37 protein-coding genes are annotated in these 24,487 nt (G+C 45.7%); 29 read left to right on the forward strand and 8 right to left on the reverse strand.

Annotated features, from left to right (window positions below):
* Positions 1-75 precede the first annotated feature (75 nt).
* The 6 genes from B7360_RS03290 to priA all read right to left on the reverse strand — a co-directional run bounded on the left by B7360_RS03290 (position 76) and on the right by priA (position 8,293).
* Entirely contained in the window at positions 76-993 is a 918-nt protein-coding gene (locus tag B7360_RS03290) for a 1,4-dihydroxy-2-naphthoate polyprenyltransferase (protein WP_005397953.1), read from the reverse strand.
* A gap of 971 nt (positions 994-1,964) precedes the next feature.
* The gene (gene hslU / locus B7360_RS03295) at positions 1,965-3,296 is read right to left on the reverse strand and encodes an HslU--HslV peptidase ATPase subunit (RefSeq protein ID WP_006742475.1); all 1,332 of its coding nucleotides are present in this window, start codon (positions 3,294-3,296) and stop codon (positions 1,965-1,967) included.
* A 23-nt stretch (positions 3,297-3,319) separates the two neighbouring features.
* On the reverse strand, positions 3,320-3,871 hold the full coding sequence (hslV, locus tag B7360_RS03300; protein ID WP_005383176.1) for an ATP-dependent protease subunit HslV: 552 nt from the start codon (positions 3,869-3,871) through the stop codon (positions 3,320-3,322).
* 115 nt (positions 3,872-3,986) lie between these two features.
* A complete protein-coding gene (gene ftsN, locus B7360_RS03305) occupies positions 3,987-4,535 on the reverse strand; it encodes a cell division protein FtsN (protein ID WP_047009018.1) in 549 nt (182 codons plus the stop codon).
* Positions 4,536-4,759: 224 nt separating this feature from the next.
* A complete protein-coding gene (cytR, locus tag B7360_RS03310) occupies positions 4,760-5,788 on the reverse strand; it encodes a DNA-binding transcriptional regulator CytR (protein ID WP_254901949.1) in 1,029 nt (342 codons plus the stop codon).
* A 303-nt stretch (positions 5,789-6,091) separates the two neighbouring features.
* Positions 6,092-8,293, reverse strand: coding sequence for a primosomal protein N' (gene priA, locus B7360_RS03315; protein WP_085342724.1), 2,202 nt, complete (start codon positions 8,291-8,293; stop codon positions 6,092-6,094).
* Positions 8,294-8,588: 295 nt separating this feature from the next.
* On the opposite strand from priA, the gene rpmE reads away from it, so the two are divergent.
* From rpmE to rplQ, 29 genes are all read left to right on the forward strand, one after another.
* Complete coding sequence (gene rpmE, locus B7360_RS03320) at positions 8,589-8,810, forward strand: 50S ribosomal protein L31 (protein ID WP_005379546.1); 222 nt, start codon at positions 8,589-8,591, stop codon at positions 8,808-8,810.
* Between the two features lie 456 nt (positions 8,811-9,266).
* Positions 9,267-9,578, forward strand: a complete 312-nt coding sequence (gene rpsJ, locus B7360_RS03325; RefSeq protein WP_004410492.1) for a 30S ribosomal protein S10 — start codon at positions 9,267-9,269, stop codon at positions 9,576-9,578.
* Between the two features lie 14 nt (positions 9,579-9,592).
* Positions 9,593-10,222: a 50S ribosomal protein L3 gene (gene rplC / locus B7360_RS03330; RefSeq protein WP_005379555.1), complete on the forward strand. Its 630-nt coding sequence runs from the start codon at positions 9,593-9,595 to the stop codon at positions 10,220-10,222.
* Positions 10,223-10,239: 17 nt separating this feature from the next.
* Positions 10,240-10,842 carry a 50S ribosomal protein L4 gene (gene rplD / locus B7360_RS03335; protein ID WP_005379556.1) on the forward strand — a complete coding sequence of 201 codons (603 nt, stop codon included), beginning with the start codon at positions 10,240-10,242 and terminating at the stop codon, positions 10,840-10,842.
* Positions 10,839-11,141, forward strand: a complete 303-nt coding sequence (gene rplW, locus B7360_RS03340) for a 50S ribosomal protein L23 (protein ID WP_004398471.1) — start codon at positions 10,839-10,841, stop codon at positions 11,139-11,141. The genes rplD and rplW overlap by 4 nt, the downstream gene beginning before the upstream one ends.
* Before the next feature lie 15 nt (positions 11,142-11,156).
* The gene (gene rplB, locus B7360_RS03345) at positions 11,157-11,981 is read left to right on the forward strand and encodes a 50S ribosomal protein L2 (protein WP_005383168.1); all 825 of its coding nucleotides are present in this window, start codon (positions 11,157-11,159) and stop codon (positions 11,979-11,981) included.
* Between the two features lie 21 nt (positions 11,982-12,002).
* Entirely contained in the window at positions 12,003-12,281 is a 279-nt protein-coding gene (gene rpsS / locus B7360_RS03350; protein ID WP_004394525.1) for a 30S ribosomal protein S19, read from the forward strand.
* Between the two features lie 10 nt (positions 12,282-12,291).
* Positions 12,292-12,624 (forward strand): 50S ribosomal protein L22, encoded by a 333-nt coding sequence (rplV, locus tag B7360_RS03355; RefSeq protein WP_005383164.1) that lies wholly within the window; start codon positions 12,292-12,294, stop codon positions 12,622-12,624.
* A gap of 18 nt (positions 12,625-12,642) precedes the next feature.
* Complete coding sequence (gene rpsC, locus B7360_RS03360; RefSeq protein WP_005383161.1) at positions 12,643-13,341, forward strand: 30S ribosomal protein S3; 699 nt, start codon at positions 12,643-12,645, stop codon at positions 13,339-13,341.
* 11 nt (positions 13,342-13,352) lie between these two features.
* On the forward strand, positions 13,353-13,763 hold the full coding sequence (gene rplP, locus B7360_RS03365) for a 50S ribosomal protein L16 (protein ID WP_005379577.1): 411 nt from the start codon (positions 13,353-13,355) through the stop codon (positions 13,761-13,763).
* The gene (rpmC, locus tag B7360_RS03370) at positions 13,763-13,954 is read left to right on the forward strand and encodes a 50S ribosomal protein L29 (RefSeq protein ID WP_005379576.1); all 192 of its coding nucleotides are present in this window, start codon (positions 13,763-13,765) and stop codon (positions 13,952-13,954) included. Before rplP ends, rpmC begins: the two co-directional genes overlap by 1 nt.
* Positions 13,954-14,208 carry a 30S ribosomal protein S17 gene (gene rpsQ, locus B7360_RS03375; protein ID WP_005379575.1) on the forward strand — a complete coding sequence of 85 codons (255 nt, stop codon included), beginning with the start codon at positions 13,954-13,956 and terminating at the stop codon, positions 14,206-14,208. Before rpmC ends, rpsQ begins: the two co-directional genes overlap by 1 nt.
* A gap of 162 nt (positions 14,209-14,370) precedes the next feature.
* Positions 14,371-14,742 (forward strand): 50S ribosomal protein L14, encoded by a 372-nt coding sequence (gene rplN / locus B7360_RS03380; RefSeq protein WP_004410450.1) that lies wholly within the window; start codon positions 14,371-14,373, stop codon positions 14,740-14,742.
* A 13-nt stretch (positions 14,743-14,755) separates the two neighbouring features.
* Positions 14,756-15,073, forward strand: a complete 318-nt coding sequence (gene rplX / locus B7360_RS03385; protein WP_005379574.1) for a 50S ribosomal protein L24 — start codon at positions 14,756-14,758, stop codon at positions 15,071-15,073.
* A 23-nt stretch (positions 15,074-15,096) separates the two neighbouring features.
* A complete protein-coding gene (gene rplE / locus B7360_RS03390) occupies positions 15,097-15,636 on the forward strand; it encodes a 50S ribosomal protein L5 (RefSeq protein ID WP_005379573.1) in 540 nt (179 codons plus the stop codon).
* 17 nt (positions 15,637-15,653) lie between these two features.
* The gene (rpsN, locus tag B7360_RS03395; protein WP_012841173.1) at positions 15,654-15,959 is read left to right on the forward strand and encodes a 30S ribosomal protein S14; all 306 of its coding nucleotides are present in this window, start codon (positions 15,654-15,656) and stop codon (positions 15,957-15,959) included.
* A gap of 29 nt (positions 15,960-15,988) precedes the next feature.
* The gene (gene rpsH, locus B7360_RS03400; protein WP_005379572.1) at positions 15,989-16,381 is read left to right on the forward strand and encodes a 30S ribosomal protein S8; all 393 of its coding nucleotides are present in this window, start codon (positions 15,989-15,991) and stop codon (positions 16,379-16,381) included.
* Between the two features lie 13 nt (positions 16,382-16,394).
* Positions 16,395-16,928 carry a 50S ribosomal protein L6 gene (rplF, locus tag B7360_RS03405; protein ID WP_005392377.1) on the forward strand — a complete coding sequence of 178 codons (534 nt, stop codon included), beginning with the start codon at positions 16,395-16,397 and terminating at the stop codon, positions 16,926-16,928.
* A gap of 9 nt (positions 16,929-16,937) precedes the next feature.
* A complete protein-coding gene (gene rplR, locus B7360_RS03410; protein ID WP_005379568.1) occupies positions 16,938-17,291 on the forward strand; it encodes a 50S ribosomal protein L18 in 354 nt (117 codons plus the stop codon).
* Between the two features lie 14 nt (positions 17,292-17,305).
* Positions 17,306-17,809 carry a 30S ribosomal protein S5 gene (gene rpsE, locus B7360_RS03415; RefSeq protein ID WP_004745894.1) on the forward strand — a complete coding sequence of 168 codons (504 nt, stop codon included), beginning with the start codon at positions 17,306-17,308 and terminating at the stop codon, positions 17,807-17,809.
* A 7-nt stretch (positions 17,810-17,816) separates the two neighbouring features.
* Complete coding sequence (gene rpmD / locus B7360_RS03420; protein WP_005379565.1) at positions 17,817-17,993, forward strand: 50S ribosomal protein L30; 177 nt, start codon at positions 17,817-17,819, stop codon at positions 17,991-17,993.
* A 5-nt stretch (positions 17,994-17,998) separates the two neighbouring features.
* Positions 17,999-18,433, forward strand: a complete 435-nt coding sequence (gene rplO, locus B7360_RS03425) for a 50S ribosomal protein L15 (protein ID WP_005383155.1) — start codon at positions 17,999-18,001, stop codon at positions 18,431-18,433.
* A gap of 20 nt (positions 18,434-18,453) precedes the next feature.
* Entirely contained in the window at positions 18,454-19,788 is a 1,335-nt protein-coding gene (gene secY, locus B7360_RS03430; RefSeq protein ID WP_005379562.1) for a preprotein translocase subunit SecY, read from the forward strand.
* A gap of 38 nt (positions 19,789-19,826) precedes the next feature.
* Positions 19,827-19,940, forward strand: coding sequence for a 50S ribosomal protein L36 (gene rpmJ / locus B7360_RS03435; protein ID WP_000868186.1), 114 nt, complete (start codon positions 19,827-19,829; stop codon positions 19,938-19,940).
* A 149-nt stretch (positions 19,941-20,089) separates the two neighbouring features.
* Entirely contained in the window at positions 20,090-20,446 is a 357-nt protein-coding gene (gene rpsM / locus B7360_RS03440) for a 30S ribosomal protein S13 (RefSeq protein WP_005383154.1), read from the forward strand.
* An 18-nt stretch (positions 20,447-20,464) separates the two neighbouring features.
* Positions 20,465-20,854 (forward strand): 30S ribosomal protein S11, encoded by a 390-nt coding sequence (rpsK, locus tag B7360_RS03445; RefSeq protein ID WP_001118870.1) that lies wholly within the window; start codon positions 20,465-20,467, stop codon positions 20,852-20,854.
* Positions 20,855-20,881: 27 nt separating this feature from the next.
* Complete coding sequence (gene rpsD / locus B7360_RS03450; protein ID WP_005383146.1) at positions 20,882-21,502, forward strand: 30S ribosomal protein S4; 621 nt, start codon at positions 20,882-20,884, stop codon at positions 21,500-21,502.
* Between the two features lie 24 nt (positions 21,503-21,526).
* Positions 21,527-22,519, forward strand: coding sequence for a DNA-directed RNA polymerase subunit alpha (rpoA, locus tag B7360_RS03455; protein WP_005383143.1), 993 nt, complete (start codon positions 21,527-21,529; stop codon positions 22,517-22,519).
* Between the two features lie 26 nt (positions 22,520-22,545).
* On the forward strand, positions 22,546-22,926 hold the full coding sequence (gene rplQ / locus B7360_RS03460) for a 50S ribosomal protein L17 (protein WP_005383141.1): 381 nt from the start codon (positions 22,546-22,548) through the stop codon (positions 22,924-22,926).
* A gap of 135 nt (positions 22,927-23,061) precedes the next feature.
* Here the strand turns inward: rplQ and B7360_RS03465 are convergent, their stop codons facing one another.
* Together B7360_RS03465 and B7360_RS03470 are read right to left on the reverse strand one after the other, a co-directional pair.
* A complete protein-coding gene (locus B7360_RS03465) occupies positions 23,062-23,541 on the reverse strand; it encodes a DUF2780 domain-containing protein (RefSeq protein ID WP_085342725.1) in 480 nt (159 codons plus the stop codon).
* A 153-nt stretch (positions 23,542-23,694) separates the two neighbouring features.
* Entirely contained in the window at positions 23,695-24,315 is a 621-nt protein-coding gene (locus tag B7360_RS03470; RefSeq protein ID WP_005392370.1) for an FKBP-type peptidyl-prolyl cis-trans isomerase, read from the reverse strand.
* Positions 24,316-24,487: the final 172 nt, after the last annotated feature.

A 24,487-nucleotide genomic window follows, 5' to 3' on the forward strand; every position in this document is an offset into this window, starting at 1 on the left:
GCGTACCTTTCTAAACAGAAATTGGTTGTCTTTGAGTATATCTAGGCATTAAGTCAATGCAATGACAATCCTTTTTTAACTTACTAGAGTTTGAGCTACCACAATTGTTGCAAACAAAACGTTGGTGACTAAAGAGCATTTCACGATGACTGGCATCATTGGTGCTATCTGAGCGGGCTTTTGTGTATGCCAAACCGCTTTACCATGATCGGCCACGAAATAAATACTAAGTAAAAATGGCAAGCTAATCCAAACGGGTTTGTCTTGAATTAACAAGTAAGCCGCAAAGGCAAGAATAGCACCGCCAAGTAAAACAAAGTGATACTGCTTGGCTTTGCGTTGACCCAAACGCACTGCGACTGTGCGTTTACCACACTCTCGGTCGTTCTCGATATCACGCATATTGTTGATGTTGAGTACTGCGACGGCGAGTAAACCGCAGCCTAGAGCAGGTAAGAATAGCGTGGTATCTACGTGACCAGTATGTAAGAAATAGGTACCGGATACGCCGAGTAGACCAAAAAACAAGAAAACTGAAATATCGCCAAGCCCCACGTAACCGTATGGTTTGCTACCCATGGTATAAGCAATGGCTGCGAGAATGGCCAAAATTCCCAGCCCGATAAAAGTGACAATGCTTTCTAGTGAGCTTAGTGAATAGAAAACTAACACTAAGCCAGAAATGGCGGTCAGAACGATGTTAAAGATAATCGCCTGTTTCATTTGTTTCGCACTTACCGCGCCAGACTGCATCGCTCGTAATGGGCCAAGGCGTTTGTCGTTATCTGTACCTTGAACGGCATCACCATAGTCGTTCGCCAGGTTGGATAGAATTTGCAGCAACGTCGCGGTTACGAAAGCCATGATGGCAATTGTCAGTGAAAAATGACCCGCCGAGTAGGCGAGTACGCTACCCGTTAAGATAGAGACTAACGCCAGAGGTAGTGTTTTTGGGCGAGCGGCTTCAAGCCAGATCTGTAGAGATTGTTTCATGGAAATTTCGTGCTAGTAACCAATGTGCCCAGTATAAGCACAAAGAGGCAGATACGCTATTGACCTAAAACAACTCAACTAAAAGTCAAAGGGTGAAGGAGAAGGAAAGCAGTTTCGATATTTGAGGCGATAAAATAGCACTCTTTTGGGAAAGTGGAGGGTACGGAAAACGCTGCTATTAGATTCTTAGTCTCGCTGGAGCTCGCTAGAATGACGAGCTCTTTTGATTTAGATGTTGTCAAAGTCACCGCCATTCTGAACAACGAGGAACGAGTGTGATTCAGAATCTATCGTCCTATTGAGCGGTGGTTAAGGTGAGTTCGTAAGAATAGGCGTTTGCTGTTAGCAGATTCTTAGTCTCGCTGGAGCTCGCTAGAATGACTAGATCTTTTGATTTAGCTGTTGTCAAAGTAACCGTCATTCTGAACAACGAGGAACGAGTGTAATTCAGAATCTATCGTCCGATTGTGCGGTGTTTAAGGTGAGCTGGAAAGAATAGGCGTCTGCTGTTAGCAGATTCTTAGTCTCGCTTGAGCTCGCTAGAATGACCAGGCCTTTTGATTTAGCTGTTGTCAAAGTAACCGTCATTCTGAATAACGAGGAACGAGGTGGTTCAGAATCTATCATCCGATTGTGTGGTGGTTAAGGTTAGTGGGAAAGAATAGGGTGTGCTGTTACTAGATTCTTAGTCTCGATGAGAACCCTTAGAATGACGAGATCTTTTGATTTAGATGTTGTCAAAGTAACCGTCATTCTGAACAACGAGGAACGAGTGTGATTCAGAATCTATCATCCGATTGTGGTGGTTAAGGTTAGTGGGAAAGAATAGGGTGTGCTGTTACCAGATTCTTAGCCTCGCCTGAGCTCGCTAGAATGGCCAGACCTATTGATTTAGGTGTTGTCACAGTAATCGTCATTCTAAACAAAAAGCCCAGAAACAAGGCTCTGGGCTTTGGTGGGATAGATTACGATTAAAGAATAAAGCGGCTTAGATCTTCATCTTCAATCGTGTCGCCTAGGCGCTCTTTCACATAAGCGGCATCAATAACAAACTTCGCGCCAGATTGCTCCGCCGCGTCGTAAGAGATTTCATCCATTAAGCGTTCCATAACGGTGTGTAAGCGACGAGCACCGATGTTTTCTGTGCTTTCGTTGACCGTCCATGCCGCTTCCGCAATTTGCGTGATGCCATCTTCTGTGAACTCGATGTCCACATCTTCCGTTTTCATCAACGCAACGTACTGCTCTGTTAGAGAGGCTTTTGGCTCTGTCAGAATGCGTTTGAAGTCGTTGCTGCTTAGTGCTTCTAGCTCAACGCGAATTGGTAGACGACCTTGCAATTCTGGGATCAAGTCAGATGGTTTTGCCACTTGGAATGCACCAGATGCAACAAACAGAATGTGGTCTGTTTTTACCATGCCGTGCTTGGTTGATACCGTGCTGCCTTCAATCAATGGAAGTAGATCGCGCTGAACACCTTCGCGTGAAACGTCTGGGCCTGAGCTCTCACCGCGTTTACAGATCTTGTCGATCTCATCGATAAATACGATGCCGTTGTTTTCAACGTTGAAAATCGCAGCTTCTTTTAGCTCTTCTTGGTTAACCAATTTCGCCGCTTCTTCTTCCGCTAGCGCTTTCATCGCGTCTTTGATTTTCAGCTTACGCTTTTTCTTAGTATCGCCAGCTAGGTTTTGGAACATGCCTTGCAGCTGATTTGTCATCTCTTCCATACCTGGGGGCGCCATGATCTCTACGCCCATTTGCGGTGCGGCTACGTCGATTTCAATTTCTTTATCGTCTAGCTGGCCTTCACGCAATTTTTTACGGAAAATCTGGCGAGTGTGAGAAGACTCTTCCGTTTGCTCTGCTTGACCCCAGCTATCACGTGCTGGTGGCAGTAGCGCATCAAGAATGCGTTCTTCCGCTTGCTCTTCAGCGCGGAATTTTACTTTTTCCATCGCTTGTTGATGCGTCATTTTTACCGCGACATCAGTCAGGTCACGGATGATGGTTTCAACTTCTTTACCAACGTAACCCACTTCGGTGAATTTTGTCGCTTCAACTTTGATGAATGGTGCATTTGCCAGTTTTGCTAGGCGGCGTGCGATTTCAGTCTTACCAACACCAGTAGGACCAATCATCAAAATGTTTTTTGGCGTCACTTCGGCGCGCAAGCTTTCTTCAAGCTGCATACGGCGCCAGCGGTTACGAAGTGCAATCGCAACCGAACGCTTGGCTTTTTCTTGACCGATAATGTGGCGGTTCAATTCATGAACGATTTCGCGAGGCGTCATTTCAGACATATTCTTTCCTTACTTCGTTACGATTACGCGGTTGGTTTTTCAGGCTCTACCGTTGAGTCTAGCTCTTCTACTGTGTGGTGGTGGTTGGTGAAGACACAAATATCACCCGCGATGTTGAGGGCTTTTTCCGCGATCTCACGAGCATCTAGATCTGTGTTTTCTAGTAGGGCGGTTGCTGCAGCTTGTGCGTAAGCACCACCAGAGCCAATCGCAATCAGGTCGTGTTCTGGCTGTACGACATCACCATTACCGGTAATGATTAACGATGCGGTTTCGTCGGCAACGGCAAGCAAGGCTTCGAGCTTGCGCAGAGCACGATCGCTACGCCAGTCTTTGGCTAGCTCAACCGCAGCCTTAGTTAGGTGGCCTTGGTGCATTTGCAGCTTGCTTTCGAAGCGCTCAAAAAGGGTGAAGGCATCTGCAGTGCCGCCAGCAAAGCCCGCTAGTACTTGGTTGTTATATAGGCGGCGAACTTTGCGCGCATTACCTTTCATTACGGTATTGCCTAGAGATACTTGGCCATCACCCGCGATGACGACTTTATTATTTCGACGTACAGATACAATGGTAGTCACAGTCGACCTCTTGATTATTTCTCTTTGGATTTAATTCAGTATATGGGGGAGGGGAAATAGGGATTCAAGGGGGCAAAAAGAAAGGCCCTAGGATCTTAGCTCCTAGGGCCTGAGTTTAAAGATTTTCTTTCCAAATCGCACATGGCTCGATTTTCGCGCGTTGCAGTTTATGACGGTCACGTTCTGCATCACGTTTGAACTTATACGGACCTAGCACCACGCGATACCATGAGCTGCCTTCTTTCTTACGAATCTTGCTCGACATCCCTTGGAACGCGATTGCAAGCTTACGCTCTTCTGCTTGCGCCTGGGTTTTGTAAGCACCACATTGCATGATGTAAGGAATTTTAGAAACTTCAATTTCTTTGGCCACAACTTCAACTTCACGTTTCGGTAGTGACTCAACATATTCCCATTTTTCTTCTGGTGGTGGTGGCAAGTCTTTTTTCGGCTTTGGTTTGCTTACAGTGGTTGTTGGCTGCTTCACGACTGGTTGTTTAGGTTCTGGGTCGCTACTCAAAAGGTAAAGACCATAGCCAAAACCACCCACGAGCAAGACAGCGAGCAGGCCACTACGCCAAGGCTTTTTTCTTCTCGGCGGCTGTTTTTTTGTCGACTTTTTTGGGGCGCCTCGCCCCCGTCTTACATAATCTCTATTTGCCACGGTTATTTCTGGTCATCAAGGATTCTTGCAAATATGTTAATCCAGAACGAGTTGAGAAAACACCCTATTGATAGAATCTTGATAGCTAAAGCGCGACAACGCCCGAGTGTAGGAGTGTGTTTCCGTTCTCGCTTATATTTATTCAGGGATACACAAAAAGCAGGAGGGGCAAATAAAAAGCGGCGCCTCAGCACCGCTTTGGATATGGATACTTAATTTTTAGGTTAAGGGCGCTGTGGTGGCGCTGCGCTTCCGCGAATGACGAGGTTAGTTTCAAGCAAACGCGAGCCTGAATGCACGTCGTGGCCTTTTAACATCTCGAGCATCATTAGCATTGCTTGTCGACCAATCTCATAGCGAGGCTGAGAGATGGTGGTCAACGGTGGATCGCAGTACTGAGCGAAGTTAATGTCATCAAAGCCCACAACAGAGAGATCTTGCGGTACTCGTAAGCCAAGCTTTTTCGCTTCTTGAATTGCGCCGATGGCCATTGTGTCACAGTGACAGAAAATAGCTGTTGGTGGCTCAGGTAATTCGAGCAGTTTACGAACGGCTTTTGCTCCGCCATCAAAAGAGAACTCAGTAATGACACTATATTGAGGGTCTTTATTGATGCCTGCACGGCGCAAGGCTTGTTGATAACCTTGCTGGCGGAACTGACACAATATTGCCGTATCTGGACCCGAGATTTGCGCGATGCGTTTATGACCTAGTTGGGTTAGGTAATTCACCGCTTCAAATGCTGAGGTCAGGTTATCAATATGTACTGTTGGAAGTTCTAACTCTGGCGCAAATTCACACGCCATTACCATCGGAGGTAAGTTCTTTTGTTCTGGCTTACTGACATCGAACGGTAGATCTGTGCCAAGCAGTAGCATTCCATCCGCCTGCTTAGTAAATACGAGGTTAACGAAAGAACTTTCGCGTTTCTTCTGTTGTCCGCTATCGCCCAGCAGGACTAGATAGCCATGTTCCATGGCAGCATCTTCAATGCCGCGAATAATTTCAGAAAAATAAGGATCACAGATGTCGGGAACGATAGTGACAATGGTTTTTGATTCGTTTCTACGTAAGTTACGCGCTAATGAGTTTGGAGAATAACCCGCTTCAAGTACGGCATCTTCTACTCTTTTTCTCGTTGAAGAAGAGACCTTCTCTGGGTTCATTAATGCTCGAGATACCGTAGCCGTAGACACTCCCGCAAGCTGGGCAACATCCTTCATTGTCGCCATAGTTTTTAACCTCTCGTTTATTTTTTGCCAAGATGACGTTATTCCGGTTTGAAATCATAGTAATCACGCTGAGTTAGAGCAGCGTTTGCTCTTCGCTCAGTTCGTGTTAACAAGTGGAAAAATGGATTCTTCACTGCGACATCAATTTGTGGGAATAGTCATTGTTTTAATCTAAGCCTGTGCGAACAAGTCACTTTAGACTTTTCTAATTTGGATAGTCTATTCATTTCTAAAGTGAAAGTTACGGTCTGTTTAACAAAAATTGCAATCCCGTCGTGATGCCCGTCACATTAAATGGTAATTCATTACATAGTTAAACGTTTGCTAGCTGAGATCTTGTGGCTCTATGTCTAAATTCCAGCGAACTTTCTTGGCATTTGGCAACAACTCAATAGCAGGTTTGGCACTGGTTAATAACTTTTGCATCAATGAACGATGCTGGGTTTGAAGTAACAGCTGCCAGCGGTATTTGCCTGCGCGTTTGGCGAGAGGTGATGGTGTTGGACCCAGCACCATGCAAGTGTCGTCAAATAAAGGGTGCGATTCTAAGGTAAAGCGAACCTGACGTAAGAAGTCTTCAACCACTTCACTTTGGTTTGCTTCTGCTTTAAACAGAGTCAAGAAACTATAAGGCGGAAGCTGAGCCAGTTTGCGTTCTTCCAGAGCTGTCATAGCAAAGTGACGATAGTCTTTTTGAAGTAGGGCTTGCAGCAAGCTGTGCTCAGGATGGTGAGTTTGCAGGATCACTTCGCCAGGTTTACTTGCTCGGCCAGCACGACCTGCGACCTGAATAAACAGCTGAGCTAATCGCTCCGAAGCGCGAAAATCACTACTATACAAAGAGCCATCAACATCCAAAAGAGCAACGAGCGTTACATTTGGAAAGTGGTGCCCCTTAGCCAGCATTTGAGTGCCTATCAGTATTTGGTATTCACCTTTACGAATCGATTCAAGGGCATCTTCCAAGCTACCTTTGCGACGTGTGCTGTCTCTGTCGATGCGAATGGCTTTGTATTCTGGAAACAACTGAGCCAATTGTTGTTCGAGCTGTTCCGTTCCTACGCCGACGGTAACCAGTTGAGTTGAACCACATCCCTGACACTGATGAATGACAGGTTGTTGTGAGCCGCAGTGATGGCAGCGTATTTCGTTGCTGTAATGGTGGAACGTATAGTACGCATCACAGCGTTTACATTCTGCAATCCAACCACATTCATGGCACATCAAAGCGGGCGAGAAACCTCGGCGGTTAAGAAACAACATAACCTGATTGCCCATTTTTAAGTGTTTGCGCATTTCGGCAATCAGTTGGGCGGATAAGCCACTTTCTAAATACTGACCTTTTACATCTAACACTTTATTGGTGGTTGGCACGGCAGAGCCAGCTCGTTGGGTGAGTGTTAAATGGTGATATTTACCAGACAGCGCATTATGTAGGGTTTCTAACGCTGGCGTCGCTGAGCCAAGGACAATCGGCACTTGCTCTTTATGGGCGCGCATGACAGCAACATCACGAGCGTGGTAACGCAAGCTGTCTTGTTGCTTATAAGAGGAGTCATGCTCTTCATCAACGATAATAATCCCCAAATCAGCAAAAGGTGTCAGTAGGGCTGAGCGCGTACCAATGATGATCCCCGCGGCTTTATCGCGAGCCGATAACCAGGCGTTCAAACGCTCTGTTTCATTCAAACCGGAATGAATCACATCTACTGGGACATTAAATCGATGTTTAAAGCGGTTGATGGTTTGGGGCGTTAGACCGATCTCAGGTACTAAAACTAATGCTTGTTTCCCTTGCTCTAGAACGGGCTTGATAAGGTTTAAGTAAACTTCGGTTTTACCGGATCCCGTGACCCCTTCTAATAAATAGCAAGCAAAGCCCGTTTGGCTATTTACGCTGGCAATCGCGAGTGCTTGTTCATGGTTAAGCTTTGGTTTCTCAACCGCACACTCTACATTTTGACTCCATTTCGTAATGGTCGGCTTTTTCTCGATGCGCTCGACCCAACCTTTTTCTTCGAGGTTTTTTAAGATGGTTGAGTTTACTTCTTGATCCAAGAGTTCTTGATGCGAGATTGGGCCGTTGACCATCATTTGGAGTGCACGCTGTTGTTTTACTGCACGTCCAAGCCCTTGCATGAGCTTATTTCTTCCTGCTTCTGTCAGTTGCCATTCTTGTAGCGTTGCAAAGTCAGCCGGCTTGCCTTTCCTCAGCGCAGCAGGCATTGCATTGTGTAGAGTGTCACCAAGAGGGTACTGATAGAACTGGCTGCACCAATTTAGCAGAGAATAAAGCGTCTCTGGCCATATCGGTTGGGAGTCTAATACCGCTTTGATTGGCTTGAGCTGATCTTTAGGAAAGTCGGAGTGGTTCACCATGGCGGTGACGATGCCGACTAAGGTTTGGCGTCCAAAAGGTACGGAAACGCGTCCACCAATGATCGGAAACAGGTGCCCCGGAATGGCGTAATCAAATTGTTTGTCGAGCGGAACGGGTAATGCCACTCTAGCAATGGTTGGACGCATAAATTCTTAGCTATTAAAAAGAGGGAAAGGAAATGAGAGTCTATTAAAATCGGTATGGAAATTCGAGTAAAGCTATGTGATTCAGCGTGAATCGTGCCTCTATGATTAGTCTGGCTAAAAAAGTGGCGAAAAAGTTGCCAAATATGTTGATCCGAGCAATGTGATTCTTTACTATATCGCGCCTTGAGATATGGCTTCGGCAATTAGTTGATGCGGTATCCCATTTTATTATTAATTGCGTGTGGTGTGCGGCTTAGATTCGTATAGCGACACGGCCTACTATTGAGGTTATCCCATGAAAGCTGGTATCCACCCAGAATACAAAGCAGTAAAAGCGACTTGTTCTTGCGGCAACTCTTTTGAGTTCAACTCTACTCTAGGTAAAGAGTCTATCCACCTAGACGTATGTGACAAGTGTCACCCATTCTACACTGGTAAGCAACGTATCGTTGATACAGGCGGCCGTGTTGATCGCTTCAACAAGCGTTTCGGTGCACTATCAAGCGGTAAGAAATAATAGCAGCCGCTATTACGATTACAGTTTAGAAAAGGACGCCTCGGCGTCCTTTTTGTTTTAATGGCTACCAAGCGAAGAGGGATGTATAGGGTTTGGAATATTCCCGATTATTTTTCACTCAGCGCTTGCAACCTAAAGTGTGATCTGTATAATGCAGCGCACTGGTTAAGCCAGTTGTGAACCAATGAGCAGTGAGGAGCGAGCAAATCTAAGGATTTGCGAGGTAATGTATACTCAGCTTATGTTCGCGGTTAATACAATTAGCTATCTTTTCTTCGGAAAAACTATCCTCAAAGGTGACTTTGGCATATAGGGATAGTTAATCGAAAATTAACTGACAATGCGTCCTAATCTTGGATGCTACGGTTTCACATAAATCAATCGGCATTCTCTCGTCTTGACGAGTTTGAGTGGCGATATTGTTTGTGTAATTTATTAAATTTGGAGCTCTGTCTCATGCAGAACCAACGTATCCGTATCCGCCTAAAAGCTTTCGATTACAAACTAATCGATGCTTCTACAGCGGAAATCGTTGAAACAGCTAAGCGCACTGGCGCACAGGTTCGTGGTCCAATCCCACTGCCAACTCGTAAAGAGCGTTTCACAGTTCTTATCTCTCCACACGTTAACAAGAAAGCACGTGACCAGTACGAAATCCGTACTCACAAGCGTCTAATCGACATCGTTGAGCCAACAGACAAGACTGTTGATGCTCTAATGCGTCTAGACCTTGCTGCGGGCGTTGACGTTCAAATTAGCCTAGGTTAAGGGAGATTAGAAGTATGATTGGTCTAATCGGTCGTAAAGTGGGCATGACCCGCGTATTTACTGAAGAAGGCGTTTCTATCCCAGTAACTGTTGTTGAGGTTGAAGCTAACCGTGTTTCTCAAGTGAAAACTCTTGAAACTGACGGCTACGCAGCAATCCAGGTTACAGCTGGTTCTAAGAAAGCTAACCGCGTAAACAAAGCTGAAGCAGGTCACTTTGCTAAAGCTGGCGTTGAAGCTGGTCGCGGTCTTTGGGAATTCCGTTTAGAAAACGGCGAAGAGTTCGAAGTTGGTTCAGAACTAACTGTTGAACTATTCAACGAAACTAAGAAAGTAGACGTTACTGGTACATCTAAGGGTAAAGGTTTCCAAGGCGCTGTTAAGCGTTGGAACTTCCGTACTCAAGATATGACTCACGGTAACTCATTGTCTCACCGTGCTCCTGGTTCTATCGGTCAATGTCAGACTCCAGGTCGCGTATTTAAAGGCAAGAAAATGGCAGGTCACATGGGTGCTGAGCGTGTAACGACTCAAAACCTAGAGATCGTACGTGTTGACGCTGAGCGCAACCTGCTTCTTATTAAAGGTGCAGTCCCAGGCGCAACTGGCGGCAACGTGATCGTTAAACCAGCTGTTAAAGCATAACGTCTCAGGAGTAAGTAATGGAACTAATGGTTAAAGGTGCCGATGCACTAACTGTTTCCGAAACTACTTTCGGACGTGAGTTTAACGAAGCTCTTGTACACCAAGTAGTTGTTGCGTACGCAGCAGGTGCTCGTCAAGGTACTCGTGCTCAAAAAACACGTTCAGAAGTTTCTGGCGGTGGCGCTAAGCCATGGCGTCAAAAAGGTACTGGCCGTGCGCGTGCTGGTACAATCCGTAGCCCAATCTGGCGTACAGGTGGTGTTACTTTTGCTGCGAAACCACAAGATCACAGCCAAAAAGTAAACAAAAAAATGTACCGTGGTGCTATGAAGAGCATTCTTTCTGAGCTTGTTCGTCAAGAGCGTCTAATCGTTGTTGATAACTTCTCAGTTGAAGCACCAAAGACTAAAGAGCTAGTTGCTAAGCTTAAAGAGCTTGAGCTAACTGACGCTCTAATCGTGACTAGCGAAGTAGATGAGAATCTATTCCTAGCTGCTCGTAACCTATACAAAGTTGACGCACGTGATGTTGCTGGTATCGATCCAGTATCTCTAATCGCGTTTGACAAAGTTGTAATGACTGCAGAAGCAGTTAAGCAAGTAGAGGAAATGCTAGCATGATCACTGAAGAGCGTATCCTAAAAGTTCTACGTGCACCGCACATCTCTGAAAAAGCAACTATGGCAGCTGAGAAAGCGAACACTATCGTTTTCAAAGTAGCTAAAGATGCGACTAAAAAAGAGATCAAAGCAGCTGTAGAAAAGCTATTTGAAGTTGAAGTTAAGTCTGTAAATACTCTTATCACTAAGGGTAAGACCAAACGTCAAGGTCTACGCCAAGGTCGCCGCAGCGACGTTAAGAAAGCGTACGTTACTTTGAAAGAAGGTCAAGATCTTGACTTCGTTGGCGGCGCGGAATAACAGGAGTAGTTAAAAATGGCTATTGTTAAATGTAAGCCGACTTCCCCTGGTCGTCGTCACGTTGTTAAAGTTGTTAACGCTGACCTACACAAGGGCAAGCCATACGCACCTCTTCTAGAGAAAAACTCTAAGAACGGTGGTCGTAACAACAAGGGTCGTATCACAGTACGTCACATCGGCGGTGGTCACAAGCACCACTACCGTGTAGTTGACTTCAAACGTACTAAAGATGGTATTCCAGCGACAGTTGAGCGTCTTGAATACGATCCAAACCGTAGCGCAAACATTGCTCTAGTTCTTTACAAAGACGGTGAGCGTCGCTACATCCTAGCACCTAAAGGTGTTGTAGCTGGTGATGTTATTCAGTCTGGTGTTGATGCACCAATCAAAGCTGGTAACACTCTACCAATGCGTAATATCCCAGTAGGTTCAACAGTACATAACGTTGAACTTAAGCCTGGTAAAGGTGGTCAGCTAGCTCGTTCGGCTGGTGCTTACGCTCAAATCGTTGCTCGCGACGGTGCGTACGTAACTATCCGTCTACGTTCTGGCGAGATGCGCAAAGTTCTTTCTGAAGGCCGTGCAACAATCGGTGAAGTTGGTAACTCTGAGCACATGCTACGTGAACTTGGTAAAGCAGGTGCATCACGTCATCGCGGTATCCGTCCAACGGTTCGTGGTGTTGTAATGAACCCGATTGACCACCCACACGGTGGTGGTGAAGGCCGTACTTCTGGTGGTCGTCACCCAGTATCTCCTTGGGGTATGCCTACTAAAGGCTTCAAGACTCGTAAGAACAAACGCACTGACAAGTACATCGTACGTCGTCGTAACAAGTAATCTATATAAAGAGGAATCGCCATGCCACGTTCTCTCAAGAAAGGTCCTTTTATTGACCTACACTTGCTGAAGAAGGTAGAGAAAGCGGTGGAAAGCGGAGACAAAAAGCCTATTAAGACTTGGTCCCGTCGTTCAATGATCATCCCTACGATGATCGGTTTGACCATCGCTGTCCATAATGGTCGTCAGCACGTACCAGTATTTGTAACTGATGAAATGATCGGTCACAAACTGGGTGAATTCGCACCAACACGTACTTACCGCGGTCACGCTGCGGATAAGAAAGCTAAGAAGCGCTAAGGAGTAAATAATGGAAGCAATTGCTAAACATAACTTTGCTCGCATTTCGCCTCAGAAAGCTCGCTTAGTTGCGGATCTAATCCGTGGTAAATCTGTTGACCAAGCTCTAGAAATCCTAACGTTCAGCAACAAAAAAGCTGCTGCACTAGTTAAGAAAGTTCTAGAGTCTGCTATCGCTAACGCGGAGCACAACGAAGGTGCAGATATTGACGATCTGAATGTCGCAAAAATCTTTGTAGATGAAGGCCCAACCATGAAGCGTATTATGCCTCGTGCTAAAGGTCGTGCGGATCGTATCTTGAAGCGTTCAAGCCACATCACTGTTGTTGTAGCAGATCGCTAGAGACTAGGAGAGTAAGCAATGGGTCAAAAAGTACATCCAAATGGTATTCGTCTAGGCATCGTTAAGCCTTGGAATGCTACATGGTTTGCTAACACCAAAGATTTCGCTGACAACCTAGACGGCGACTTCAAGGTACGTCAGTTCCTTACAAGTGAACTGAAAAAAGCGTCTCTATCACGTATCGTTATCGAGCGTCCTGCTAAGAGCATCCGTGTGACTATTCACACTGCTCGTCCAGGCGTTGTTATCGGTAAGAAAGGTGAAGACGTTGAGAAGCTACGCGCAGCTGTAGCTAAAATTGCAGGTGTACCAGCGCAAATTAACATCGCTGAAGTACGTAAGCCTGAACTAGATGCGCAACTTGTTGGTGACAGCATCGCGTCTCAGCTAGAGCGTCGTGTTATGTTCCGTCGTGCTATGAAGCGCGCAGTACAAAACGCTATGCGCCTAGGCGCTAAAGGTATCAAAGTGGAAGTAAGCGGTCGTCTAGGCGGCGCTGAAATCGCACGTTCAGAGTGGTACCGTGAAGGCCGTGTGCCTCTACACACTCTACGTGCTGACATTGATTACGCAACTTCTTCGGCTCACACTCAATACGGTGTGATCGGCATTAAAACTTGGATCTTCAAAGGTGAAATCCTAGGTGGTATGCCAGCAGCTAACGCTGTAGAGCCTAAAGGCGACAAGCCTAAGAAGCAGCGTAAAGGCCGTAAGTAAGGAGTCGACAGATGCTACAACCTAAACGTACTAAGTTCCGTAAGGTTCAGACTGGTCGTAACCGTGGTCTAGCTAAAGGTACTGATGTAAGCTTCGGCGAATTCGGTCTTAAAGCTGTTGGCCGTGGTCGTCTAACTGCTCGTCAAATCGAAGCGGCACGTCGTGCAATGACACGTCACGTTAAGCGTCAAGGTAAAATCTGGATCCGTGTGTTCCCAGACAAACCAATCACAGAAAAACCACTTGAAGTTCGTCAAGGTAAGGGTAAAGGTAACGTTGAGTACTGGGTAGCCCAAATCCAACCTGGTAAGGTTATGTACGAAATGGGTGGTGTACCTGAAGAATTGGCACGTGAAGCGTTCCGTCTTGCGGCACGTAAACTGCCTTTCAAAACTACATTTGTAACTAAGCAGGTGATGTGATGAAAGCACAAGATCTACGCGAGAAAAGCGTTGAAGAGCTTAACGCTGAGCTAATGAATTTGCTACGTGAACAGTTCAACTTGCGCATGCAAGCTGCGACTGGTCAACTACAGCAAACTCATACTCTGAAAGCTGTACGCCGTGATATCGCACGTGTGAAAACTGTTTTGACTGAGAAGGCAGGCGCATAATGAGCGAAGTAAAACGTACTCAACAAGGTCGTGTTGTTAGCGATAAGATGGACAAGTCTATCACTGTTGCTATCGAACGTTTCGTAAAACACCCAATCTACGGTAAATACGTAAAACGTACGACTAAAGTACACGCACATGACGAGAACAACGAGTGTGGCCTAGGCGACACAGTTGAAATCGCAGAGTGTCGTCCACTGTCTAAGACTAAGTCTTGGACTTTGGTAAAAGTTCTAGAAAAGGCGAAGATTTAATCTCGTTAATTCTATGAAACTAAAGCGGCTCCAAAATATTTTTGGAGCCGTTTATTTTTTGACTACCCAATCACAAAAAAGGGTGGTACAATTCGCGTCCCTTTTAAAGAGGCAGCCCGACCCGTGATGGGTCTAGTTATTAATATTTAGCGGAGCACTAACATGATCCAAATGCAAAGTATGCTGGACGCAGCTGATAACTCAGGCGCACGCAGCGTAATGTGTATTAAGGTTCTGGGTGGCTCTCACCGCCGTTATGCACATATCGGTGACGTCATCAAAGTTACTGTGAAGGAAGCAATCCCTCGCGGTAAAGTTAAAAAAGGTGATGTTCTGAAGGCGGTGGTAGTGCGCACCCGTAAAGGCGTACGTCGTCCTGACGGTTCTGTCATTCGCTTCGACCGAAATGCTTGCGTATTGCTAAACGACAATACTGAGCAACCAATCGGTACACGTATCTTTGGTCCTGTGACACGCGAACTTCGTGGCGATAAGTTCATGAAGATCGTTTCACTGGCTCCAGAAGTTCTGTAAGGAGCACGTAGAAATGGCAGCTAAAATCCGTCGTAATGACGAAGTAATCGTTCTTGCTGGTAAAGACAAAGGCAAGAAAGGTAAAGTAACTAAGGTTCTAGCAACTGGTAAAGTTATCGTTGAAGGTATCAACCTAGTTAAGAAGCATCAGAAACCTGTTCCAGCTATGGGTATCCAAGGCGGTATCGTAGAGCAAGAAGCAGCAATCGACGTTTCTAACGTGGCGATTTTCAACGCAGCTACTGGTAAAGCTGACCGTATCGGTTTCCGTTTTGAAGACGGCAAAAAAGTTCGTTTCTTCAAGTCTAACGGCGAAACCGTTTCTAACTAATAGAAGTAATTTGGAGTTCTACTATGGCGAAACTGCATGATTACTACAAGTCGTCTGTAGTCGCTGAACTGACCAAACAGTTCGGTTACACAAGCGTCATGCAAGTCCCTAGAATCGAGAAAATCACCCTAAACATGGGTGTTGGTGAAGCAATCAACGACAAGAAACTGCTAGAAAATGCAGCGTCTGATATGGCAACGATCTCTGGTCAAAAGCCACTTATCACAAAAGCGCGCAAATCTGTTGCAGGTTTCAAAATCCGTGAAGGCTACCCTATCGGTTGTAAAGTAACCTTGCGTGGCGAACGTATGTGGGATTTTCTTGAGCGTTTAATTAACATCGCTCTTCCACGTGTACGTGACTTCCGTGGTGTTAGCGCTAAGTCTTTTGACGGTCGCGGTAACTACAGCATGGGCGTTCGCGAGCAAATCATCTTCCCGGAAATCGACTTTGATAAAGTTGATCGTGTACGCGGTTTAGACATCACTATTACGACGTCTGCTGGTACTGATGAGGAAGGCCGTGCTCTGCTGGCTGCCTTTAACTTCCCATTCCGTAAGTAAGGTGAAGGGTTACTGTTATGGCTAAACAATCAATGAAAGCACGTGAAGCTAAACGTGCACAGCTAGTAGCTAAGTTCGCTGAAAAGCGTGCAGCGCTAAAAGCTATCATCAGCGATGTAAACGCATCTGAAGAAGATCGTTGGAACGCGGTTCTTACACTGCAATCTCTTCCACGTGATTCAAGTGCATCACGTCAGCGCAACCGTTGCAACCAAACTGGTCGTCCACACGGTTACCTACGTAAGTTCGGTCTAAGCCGTATTAAGGTTCGTGAAGCTTGCATGAAAGGCGAGATTCCGGGTCTTCGTAAGGCTAGCTGGTAATTGCCACTTAATCATTTGGAGTAAATCATATGAGCATGCAAGATCCGATTTCGGATATGCTGACCCGCGTTCGTAACGGTCAGGCAGCAAACAAAGTTGCTGTAAAAATGCCTTCTTCAAAGCTTAAAGTTGCAATTGCTGCACTACTAAAAGCTGAAGGTTACATCGTTGACTTCGCTGTTGAAGGCGAAGCAAAACCTGAGCTAGAAGTTACACTTAAGTACTTCCAAGCTAAACCAGTAATCGAGCAACTTAAACGTGTTTCTCGTCCAGGTCTACGTGTTTACAAGAAGAAAGATGAACTTCCTTCTGTAATGGGTGGTCTTGGTATTGCTATCGTTTCAACTTCCAAGGGTCTTATGTCAGACCGCGCTGCACGTAAAGCAGGTCTTGGTGGTGAAATCATCGCTTACGTAGCTTAATAAGGAGTAGACTATGTCTCGTGTTGCAAAAGCACCTGTCGCTATTCCAGCTGGCGTAGAGGTGAAACTAAACGGCCAAGAAATCACTGTAAAAGGTGCGAAAGGCGAACTAACTCGCGTTCTTAACGATGCAGTTGTAATCGCTCAGGAAGAAAATAACCTGACTTTCGGTCCTAAAGAAGGTGTTGCTAACGCATGGGCTCAAGCAGGTACTGCTCGCGCTCTAGTTAACAACATGGTTGTTGGTGTTACTGAAGGCTTTACTAAGAAGCTAACTCTTAAAGGTGTAGGTTACCGTGCTGCTATCAAAGGCAACGCTGTAGGTCTAACACTAGGCTTCTCACACCCAGTTGAGCACGAGTTGCCAGCGGGTATTAAAGCTGAATGTCCAAGCCAAACTGAAATCGTGATCACTGGTGCTGACAAGCAACTAGTTGGTCAAGTTGCGGCTGACATTCGTTCTTACCGTGAGCCTGAGCCATACAAAGGCAAAGGTGTTCGTTACGCAGATGAAAATGTGCGTACTAAAGAAGCTAAGAAGAAGTAAGGTAACACTATGGATAAGAAAGCATCTCGCATCCGTCGTGCTACACGTGCACGTCGTAAGATTGCAGAACTGGGTGCGACTCGCCTAGTTGTACACCGTACTCCTCGTCACGTGTACGCACAGGTTATCGCGGCTAACGGCTCTGAGGTTATCGCAGCAGCTTCTACTGTAGAAAAAGCGATCCGTGAGCAAGTGAAATACACTGGTAACGTTGATGCAGCTAAAGCAGTGGGTAAAGCTATTGCTGAGCGCGCTCTTGAGAAGGGCGTAACTGCAGTTGCATTTGATCGTTCTGGTTTCCAATACCACGGTCGAGTAGCGGCGCTAGCAGAATCTGCTCGCGAAGCTGGTCTGAAATTCTAAGGTAGGGTTGGAAGATGGCTAAAGAACAACAAGTTCAAGCGAATGATTTGCAAGAAAAGCTAATCGCAGTTAACCGCGTATCTAAGACGGTTAAAGGCGGTCGAATCATGAGCTTCACTGCACTAACAGTAGTTGGTGACGGTAATGGTCGTGTAGGTTTCGGTTACGGCAAAGCTCGTGAAGTACCTGCAGCGATTCAAAAAGCAATGGAAAAAGCGCGTCGTAACATGACTACGATCGCTCTAAACGAAGGCACTCTTCACCACCCAGTGAAAGGTCGCCATTCGGGCTCTAAAGTTTACATGCAGCCTGCTGCAGAAGGTACTGGTGTTATCGCAGGTGGTGCGATGCGTGCAGTACTAGAAGTTGCTGGTGTACACAACGTACTATCTAAAGCGTACGGTTCTACGAACCCTATCAACATCGTTCGTGCAACGATCGATGCACTAGGTAGCATGAAGTCACCAGAAATGGTTGCTGCTAAACGTGGTCTAACTGTTGAATCTATTTCGGAGTAAGAACACCATGGCAACTATTAAAGTAACTCAAACTAAAAGCTCAATTGGTCGTCTGCCAAAGCACAAAGCTACTTTGCGCGGTCTAGGTCTTCGTAAAATCAACCACACAGTAGAACTTGAAGATACTCCGTGTATTCGCGGTATGATCAACAAGGTTTACTACATGGTTAAAGTTGAGGAGTAATCAGAATGCGTTTGAATACTCTAGCACCGGCTGCTGGCGCGAAAACTTCTGCGAAGCGAGTAGGTCGTGGTATCGGTTCAGGCCTAGGTAAAACTGGTGGCCGTGGTCACAAAGGTCAAAAATCACGTTCTGGCGGCAGTGTTCGTCCAGGTTTCGAAGGCGGTCAGATGCCTCTGAAACAACGTCTACCAAAATTCGGTTTCACTTCTCGTAAGAGCCTAGTGTCTGCTGAAGTTCGTCTAGCTGAGCTAGCGAAAGTTTCTGGTGACGTAGTTGATCTAAACAGTCTTAAAGCTGCTAACATCATCACTAAGAACATCGAATTTGTAAAAGTTGTTCTTTCTGGTGAAATCAACAAAGCAGTGACTGTGAAAGGTCTACGTGTGACTAAAGGCGCTAAAGCTGCAATCGAAGCTGCAGGCGGTAAAATCGAGGAATAATCTCGAGGAACGAGGTACAGATGGCTAAGAAACCAGGACAAGATTTTCGTAGTGCTCAGAGCGGCTTAAGTGAACTAAAGTCGCGCTTGTTATTCGTAATTGGTGCACTTTTAGTATTCCGAGCCGGCTCCTTTGTGCCGATTCCTGGTATTGACGCTGCTGTACTTGCCGATTTGTTCGAACAGCAAAAAGGTACCATCGTTGAAATGTTTAACATGTTCTCCGGTGGTGCTCTTGAGCGTGCATCTATATTAGCATTGGGCATCATGCCGTATATTTCGGCATCTATTGTTGTCCAATTGCTAACTGTAGTTCATCCAGCGTTAGCTGAACTCAAAAAAGAGGGTGAAGCAGGCCGTCGTAAGATCAGCCAATACACACGCTACGGCACGCTTGTACTTGCAACCTTCCAAGCTATAGGTATTGCAACTGGCCTACCAAACATGGTCGACAATCTGGTTGTTATCAACCAAACCATGTTTACGCTAATTGCTACCGTAAGTTTAGTAACCGGTACCATGTTCTTAATGTGGTTAGGTGAACAAATTACAGAGCGAGGAATTGGTAACGGTATTTCGATACTGATTTTTGCAGGTATTGTTGCTGGATTGCCTTCTGCAATCGGTCAAACAATCGAGCAAGCGCGTCAAGGTGAATTGCATGTACTTCTTCTGTTGCTAATCGCGGTATTAGCTTTTGCAGTCATTTACTTCGTTGTTTTCATGGAACGTGGTCAACGCCGAATCGTCGTTAACTACGCGAAGCGTCAACAAGGTCGTAAAGTATTTGCTGCGCAAAGCTCGCATCTGCCTCTTAAAATTAACATGGCAGGTGTAATTCCAGCGATTTTTGCATCAAGCATTATCTTGTTCCCAGGAACATTGGCTCAGTGGTTTGGTCAAAACGGCGAGAGCAGCGCGTTCGGTTGGTTAACTGACGTGTCTTTGGCTCTTAGCCCAGGTCAACCGTTGTATGTAATGCTTTATGCAGCAGCAATTATCTTCTTCTGTTTCTTCTACACGGCGTTGGTTTTCAACCCGCGTGAAACAGCAGATAACTTGAAGAAGTCTGGTGCATTCGTACCCGGTATCCGCCCAGGTGAGCAGACAGCGAAGTACATTGATAAAGTAATGACACGTTTAACCCTTGCTGGTGCACTGTACATTACCTTTATCTGTCTGATTCCCGAGTTCATGATGGTCGCGTGGAACGTACGTTTCTACTTCGGCGGTACATCGCTACTAATCGTAGTTGTTGTAATTATGGACTTTATGGCACAGGTACAGACTCATCTGATGTCTCAACAGTATGATTCTGTGTTGAAGAAAGCGAATCTGAAAGGCTACGGCCGTTAATCCGGCGGTAGACTCAGTTTCATTTACGGAGTTTAGCAATGAAAGTTCGTGCTTCCGTTAAAAAAATCTGCCGTAACTGTAAAGTAATCAAGCGTAACGGTGTCGTTCGCGTGATTTGCAGTGAGCCAAAGCACAAACAGCGCCAAGGCTAATTAGCAGAAATTTTTACTTGAAAATGAAGGTTGGGTCGAGTATATTCCTCGGCCTACCTTTTGCGTGCAAAAGAAGTAGTATTCCGCAGCGTATCCATAACGGGCTTTGCTGCGGCTAATTCTTTTATAGAAACACTTAGGAGTGAATAATGGCCCGTATAGCAGGCATTAACATTCCTGATCAGAAACATGCAGTAATCGCTCTAACAGCGATCTACGGCATCGGTAAAACTCGCTCTCAAGCTATCCTAGCTGAAGTGGGTATTGCTGAAAATGTTAAGATCAGTGAACTAACTGAAGAGCAGATCGATCAACTGCGTGATGGTGTAGCTAAGTACACTGTAGAAGGTGATCTACGTCGTGAAGTATCTATGAACATCAAGCGTCTTATGGACCTTGGCTGTTACCGTGGTCTTCGTCATCGTCGCAGTCTACCACTACGTGGACAGCGTACTAAAACCAACGCTCGCACCCGTAAGGGTCCGCGTAAGCCGATCAAGAAATAATCGGGAAGGTAGAGTACAATGGCTAAACAACCAACTCGCGCTCGTAAGCGCGTACGCAAGCAAGTTGCAGATGGCGTTGCGCACATCCATGCTTCTTTCAATAACACAATCGTAACCATTACTGACCGTCAAGGTAACGCTCTTGCATGGGCTACTGCAGGTGGTTCTGGTTTCCGTGGTTCTCGTAAGTCTACTCCGTTCGCTGCACAGGTTGCTGCTGAGCGTTGTGCTGAAATGGCTAAAGAATACGGCCTAAAGAACTTGGAAGTTATGGTTAAGGGTCCTGGTCCAGGTCGCGAATCTACTGTTCGTGCACTAAACGCCGCTGGTTTCCGCATCACAAACATCGTTGATGCTACACCAATCCCTCATAACGGTTGTCGTCCACCTAAGAAACGTCGCGTATAACGTTTCTAGGACAATTGGAGAAGAATCATGGCAAGATATTTGGGTCCTAAGCTGAAGCTTAGCCGTCGTGAAGGCACTGACTTATTCCTTAAGTCTGGTGTTCGCGCGATCGATACCAAGTGTAAAATTGATAACGCACCAGGTGTACACGGCGCTCGTCGCGGTCGTCTATCTGAGTATGGCGTTCAGCTTCGTGAGAAGCAAAAAGTACGTCGTATGTACGGCGTTCTAGAAAAACAATTCCGTAACTACTACAAAGAAGCTGCTCGCCTAAAAGGCAACACTGGTGAAAACCTACTTCAGCTTCTTGAAGGTCGTCTTGATAACGTAGTTTACCGCATGGGCTTTGGTGCAACTCGCGCAGAAGCACGTCAGCTAGTTAGCCACAAAGCTATCCTAGTAAACGGTAAAGTTGTAAACGTTCCTTCTTTCAAAGTAGCGGCTAATGACGTTGTTTCTATTCGCGAGAAAGCTAAACAGCAAGCTCGTATTAAAGCGGCTCTAGAAGTTGCTGAACAACGTGAAAAACCAACTTGGATTGAAGTAGATGGTGGCAAGATGGAAGGTACATTCAAGCGTATGCCTGAGCGTTCTGATCTATCAGCTGACATCAACGAACAATTGATCGTCGAGCTTTACTCTAAGTAAGGTTTAAACTAAAGAGAGGACACAATGCAGGGTTCTGTAACAGAATTTCTTAAGCCACGTCTAGTTGACATCGAACAAATCAGCTCGACTCACGCAAAAGTAACTCTTGAGCCATTAGAGCGTGGCTTTGGTCATACTCTGGGTAATGCACTTCGCCGCATTCTTCTATCTTCTATGCCTGGTTGTGCAGTGACAGAAGTAGAAATCGAAGGCGTACTTCACGAGTACAGCACTAAAGAAGGTGTACAAGAAGATATTCTTGAAATCCTTCTAAACCTTAAAGGTTTGGCAGTGCGTGTTGCTGAAGGCAAAGATGAAGTGTTCATTACTTTGAACAAATCAGGCTCGGGCCCTGTGGTTGCAGGTGACATCACCCATGATGGTGATGTAGAGATCGCTAACCCTGAACACGTTATTTGTCACCTAACGGATGACAACGCTGAAATCGCAATGCGTATTAAAGTAGAACGTGGTCGTGGTTATGTTCCAGCTTCTGCGCGTATCCATAACGAAGAAGACGAGCGTCCAATCGGTCGCCTACTAGTAGATGCTACTTACAGCCCAGTAGACAAAATTGCCTACGCTGTAGAAGCAGCTCGTGTAGAACAGCGCACTGATCTAGACAAGCTTGTTATCGATATGGAAACAAACGGTACTCTAGAACCTGAGGAAGCAATCCGTCGTGCAGCTACAATCCTAGCTGAACAATTGGATGCATTCGTAGATCTTCGTGATGTACGAGTTCCTGAGGAGAAAGAAGAGAAGCCAGAATTCGATCCGATCCTACTGCGTCCTGTAGACGATCTTGAACTAACAGTTCGCTCTGCTAACTGTCTGAAAGCAGAAGCGATTCACTACATCGGTGATCTAGTACAACGTACTGAGGTTGAGCTACTTAAAACGCCTAACCTTGGTAAAAAGTCTCTTACTGAGATTAAAGACGTACTTGCGTCACGTGGTCTGTCTCTGGGCATGCGCCTAGAAAACTGGCCACCTGCATCAATCGCTGAAGATTAATCGATACTAGTTAGAAGGATTAGGTCATGCGCCATCGTAAGAGTGGTCGTCAACTCAACCGCAACAGCTCACATCGCAAAGCGATGTTCAGCAACATGGCTAGCTCTCTAGTACGTCATGAAGTTATCAAGACTACTTTGCCAAAAGCAAAAGAGCTACGTCGCGTAGTTGAGCCTTTGATTACACTAGCTAAGACTGACAGTGTTGCTAACCGTCGTCTAGCATTTGCACGTACTCGTGACAACGAAGTAGTTGCAAAACTATTTAACGAACTAGGTCCACGTTTTGCTGCTCGTCAGGGCGGTTACACTCGTATCCTAAAAGCTGGCTTCCGTGCTGGTGATAAAGCTCCAATGGCTTACATTGAGCTTGTAGATCGCCCAGCTGCTGAAGAAGCTGCTGAGTAATCAGTTCGTAAGAACGAGAAAGCCGAGCGTTAGCTCGGCTTTTTTGTATCTGCGATTCAGTAAATCTTTATATCCAGCCTGCATTTATTTTACTCCATGTAGACTGGCAATTTAAAAAGTGATTATCACTTGCGCTTATTTACTAGTATTCCACAACCCGCCCAATGAACTTAGAAGTCCCTCGCTAGCGCCTTGCTTGTTCAAGTAATCCAAGATTACTGGAGCAAACTGACTGATCATAGAGGGATCTAAACCCAACGTATCGAATGCACTTTTTACTGCACTGATATTCTCAATATTCCCCAGTAAGCTTTGTGCTCCTTGCAAGTTTAAAAGCCCAGGAATCAAAGACTGTAATTCACTGCTATTTTCTTGTGAAAGCTGGCTTTGAGCCAAAGCGAGTAGTGCGCCACTACCTCCAGCCGCTTGTTCTGTAGATACAGGTAATTGGCTAGTTAGCATGTCTGTTAATGGAGATGCTTCAGTGTTCAGGCTACTACCTACCATATCCATTAGGCCACTTTCTTTACTTTTTTGCGTGACGGAATCTAAGAATGCGTGTGCACTACCAATGTTCATTGATAAGAGTGCCAGAGTCAGGAGTGTTTTACGCATAGTACCTCCGAAGGTTGAGCGTTTTTAACGTGATTTTATTGTTTTAAAGGCTATCAGAATGAAAGGTTTAGAGGTGAGAAAGTCTATTCAGTTTAGACAAAAAAACGGCGCTAATGCGCCGTTTTATTAAATCATAATTGAAAATGGTTTCAATTAAAGAATATCTAGTAGTTCTACTTCGAAAACTAGTGCTGCGAATGGAGGGATAGCTGCACCAGCGCCACGCTCACCGTACGCAAGGTCTTGTGGTACGTATAGTTTCCACTTAGAACCAACAGGCATTAGTTGTAGTGCTTCTACCCAGCCTTTGATTACGCCTGTAACAGGGAATTCAGCTGGTTGACCGCGAGATACAGAGCTATCGAATACAGTACCGTCAGTTAGCTCACCGTGGTAGTGAACGCGAACTGAGCTTTCTGCTGTTGGAACTGCACCAGTACCTTCAGAAATGATTTCGTACTGAAGGCCAGAGTCTAGAACGTTAACTTCAGGGCGTAGTGCGTTGTCTTTTAGGAACGCTTCGCCTTCTGCTGCTGCAATTTTCGCTGCTTCTTGGCGAGCGGTTTCTGCACGAGTGTGAAGTTCTTGTAGTGCTTTGTTGATTTCATCAATTTCGATTGATGGCATGTCACCAGTTAGTGCTGTTGCAATACCCGCTGCGATAGCATCAACGCTAAGACCTTCAAGACCAGAACCTGCAAGTTGCTGACCCATTTGCAGACCAATGCCGTAGCTTGCTTTTTGTTCTGCAGTTTCAAATTTAATTTCAGACATGAATGTCGCTCTTGTTAGGAGTGATAAAGGCAACAGGATATCAGTTTCGAGCTTAGGTTTAAATGATTGCGACTGAATGCTTAATTGAGGCGGCCAGGGTGTGACTTATCTCTTACTCCAAGTGAAATTTCTGCTAATTTAATCCAAATTCCATTTTAGTTTAGTGAAAAAC

Source organism: Vibrio sp. ArtGut-C1 (assembly GCF_002105475.1).
Classification (GTDB): domain Bacteria; phylum Pseudomonadota; class Gammaproteobacteria; order Enterobacterales; family Vibrionaceae; genus Vibrio; species Vibrio diabolicus.

What these genes read in the sequence shown, in the direction of transcription:
- B7360_RS03290 (WP_005397953.1), bottom strand. Translation starts at nt 993, where the DNA reads ATGAAACAATCTCTACAGATCTGGCTTGAAGCCGCTCGCCCAAAAACA.
- hslU (WP_006742475.1), bottom strand. Translation starts at nt 3,296, where the DNA reads ATGTCTGAAATGACGCCTCGCGAAATCGTTCATGAATTGAACCGCCAC.
- priA (WP_085342724.1), bottom strand. Translation starts at nt 8,293, where the DNA reads ATGCGTCCAACCATTGCTAGAGTGGCATTACCCGTTCCGCTCGACAAA.
- rpmE (WP_005379546.1), top strand. Translation starts at nt 8,589, where the DNA reads ATGAAAGCTGGTATCCACCCAGAATACAAAGCAGTAAAAGCGACTTGT.
- rpsJ (WP_004410492.1), top strand. Translation starts at nt 9,267, where the DNA reads ATGCAGAACCAACGTATCCGTATCCGCCTAAAAGCTTTCGATTACAAA.
- rplC (WP_005379555.1), top strand. Translation starts at nt 9,593, where the DNA reads ATGATTGGTCTAATCGGTCGTAAAGTGGGCATGACCCGCGTATTTACT.
- rplD (WP_005379556.1), top strand. Translation starts at nt 10,240, where the DNA reads ATGGAACTAATGGTTAAAGGTGCCGATGCACTAACTGTTTCCGAAACT.
- rplW (WP_004398471.1), top strand. Translation starts at nt 10,839, where the DNA reads ATGATCACTGAAGAGCGTATCCTAAAAGTTCTACGTGCACCGCACATC.
- rplB (WP_005383168.1), top strand. Translation starts at nt 11,157, where the DNA reads ATGGCTATTGTTAAATGTAAGCCGACTTCCCCTGGTCGTCGTCACGTT.
- rpsS (WP_004394525.1), top strand. Translation starts at nt 12,003, where the DNA reads ATGCCACGTTCTCTCAAGAAAGGTCCTTTTATTGACCTACACTTGCTG.
- rplV (WP_005383164.1), top strand. Translation starts at nt 12,292, where the DNA reads ATGGAAGCAATTGCTAAACATAACTTTGCTCGCATTTCGCCTCAGAAA.
- rpsC (WP_005383161.1), top strand. Translation starts at nt 12,643, where the DNA reads ATGGGTCAAAAAGTACATCCAAATGGTATTCGTCTAGGCATCGTTAAG.
- rplP (WP_005379577.1), top strand. Translation starts at nt 13,353, where the DNA reads ATGCTACAACCTAAACGTACTAAGTTCCGTAAGGTTCAGACTGGTCGT.
- rpmC (WP_005379576.1), top strand. Translation starts at nt 13,763, where the DNA reads ATGAAAGCACAAGATCTACGCGAGAAAAGCGTTGAAGAGCTTAACGCT.
- rpsQ (WP_005379575.1), top strand. Translation starts at nt 13,954, where the DNA reads ATGAGCGAAGTAAAACGTACTCAACAAGGTCGTGTTGTTAGCGATAAG.
- rplN (WP_004410450.1), top strand. Translation starts at nt 14,371, where the DNA reads ATGATCCAAATGCAAAGTATGCTGGACGCAGCTGATAACTCAGGCGCA.
- rplX (WP_005379574.1), top strand. Translation starts at nt 14,756, where the DNA reads ATGGCAGCTAAAATCCGTCGTAATGACGAAGTAATCGTTCTTGCTGGT.
- rplE (WP_005379573.1), top strand. Translation starts at nt 15,097, where the DNA reads ATGGCGAAACTGCATGATTACTACAAGTCGTCTGTAGTCGCTGAACTG.
- rpsN (WP_012841173.1), top strand. Translation starts at nt 15,654, where the DNA reads ATGGCTAAACAATCAATGAAAGCACGTGAAGCTAAACGTGCACAGCTA.
- rpsH (WP_005379572.1), top strand. Translation starts at nt 15,989, where the DNA reads ATGAGCATGCAAGATCCGATTTCGGATATGCTGACCCGCGTTCGTAAC.
- rplF (WP_005392377.1), top strand. Translation starts at nt 16,395, where the DNA reads ATGTCTCGTGTTGCAAAAGCACCTGTCGCTATTCCAGCTGGCGTAGAG.
- rplR (WP_005379568.1), top strand. Translation starts at nt 16,938, where the DNA reads ATGGATAAGAAAGCATCTCGCATCCGTCGTGCTACACGTGCACGTCGT.
- rpsE (WP_004745894.1), top strand. Translation starts at nt 17,306, where the DNA reads ATGGCTAAAGAACAACAAGTTCAAGCGAATGATTTGCAAGAAAAGCTA.
- rpmD (WP_005379565.1), top strand. Translation starts at nt 17,817, where the DNA reads ATGGCAACTATTAAAGTAACTCAAACTAAAAGCTCAATTGGTCGTCTG.
- rplO (WP_005383155.1), top strand. Translation starts at nt 17,999, where the DNA reads ATGCGTTTGAATACTCTAGCACCGGCTGCTGGCGCGAAAACTTCTGCG.
- secY (WP_005379562.1), top strand. Translation starts at nt 18,454, where the DNA reads ATGGCTAAGAAACCAGGACAAGATTTTCGTAGTGCTCAGAGCGGCTTA.
- rpmJ (WP_000868186.1), top strand. Translation starts at nt 19,827, where the DNA reads ATGAAAGTTCGTGCTTCCGTTAAAAAAATCTGCCGTAACTGTAAAGTA.
- rpsM (WP_005383154.1), top strand. Translation starts at nt 20,090, where the DNA reads ATGGCCCGTATAGCAGGCATTAACATTCCTGATCAGAAACATGCAGTA.
- rpsK (WP_001118870.1), top strand. Translation starts at nt 20,465, where the DNA reads ATGGCTAAACAACCAACTCGCGCTCGTAAGCGCGTACGCAAGCAAGTT.
- rpsD (WP_005383146.1), top strand. Translation starts at nt 20,882, where the DNA reads ATGGCAAGATATTTGGGTCCTAAGCTGAAGCTTAGCCGTCGTGAAGGC.
- rpoA (WP_005383143.1), top strand. Translation starts at nt 21,527, where the DNA reads ATGCAGGGTTCTGTAACAGAATTTCTTAAGCCACGTCTAGTTGACATC.
- rplQ (WP_005383141.1), top strand. Translation starts at nt 22,546, where the DNA reads ATGCGCCATCGTAAGAGTGGTCGTCAACTCAACCGCAACAGCTCACAT.
- B7360_RS03465 (WP_085342725.1), bottom strand. Translation starts at nt 23,541, where the DNA reads ATGCGTAAAACACTCCTGACTCTGGCACTCTTATCAATGAACATTGGT.
- B7360_RS03470 (WP_005392370.1), bottom strand. Translation starts at nt 24,315, where the DNA reads ATGTCTGAAATTAAATTTGAAACTGCAGAACAAAAAGCAAGCTACGGC.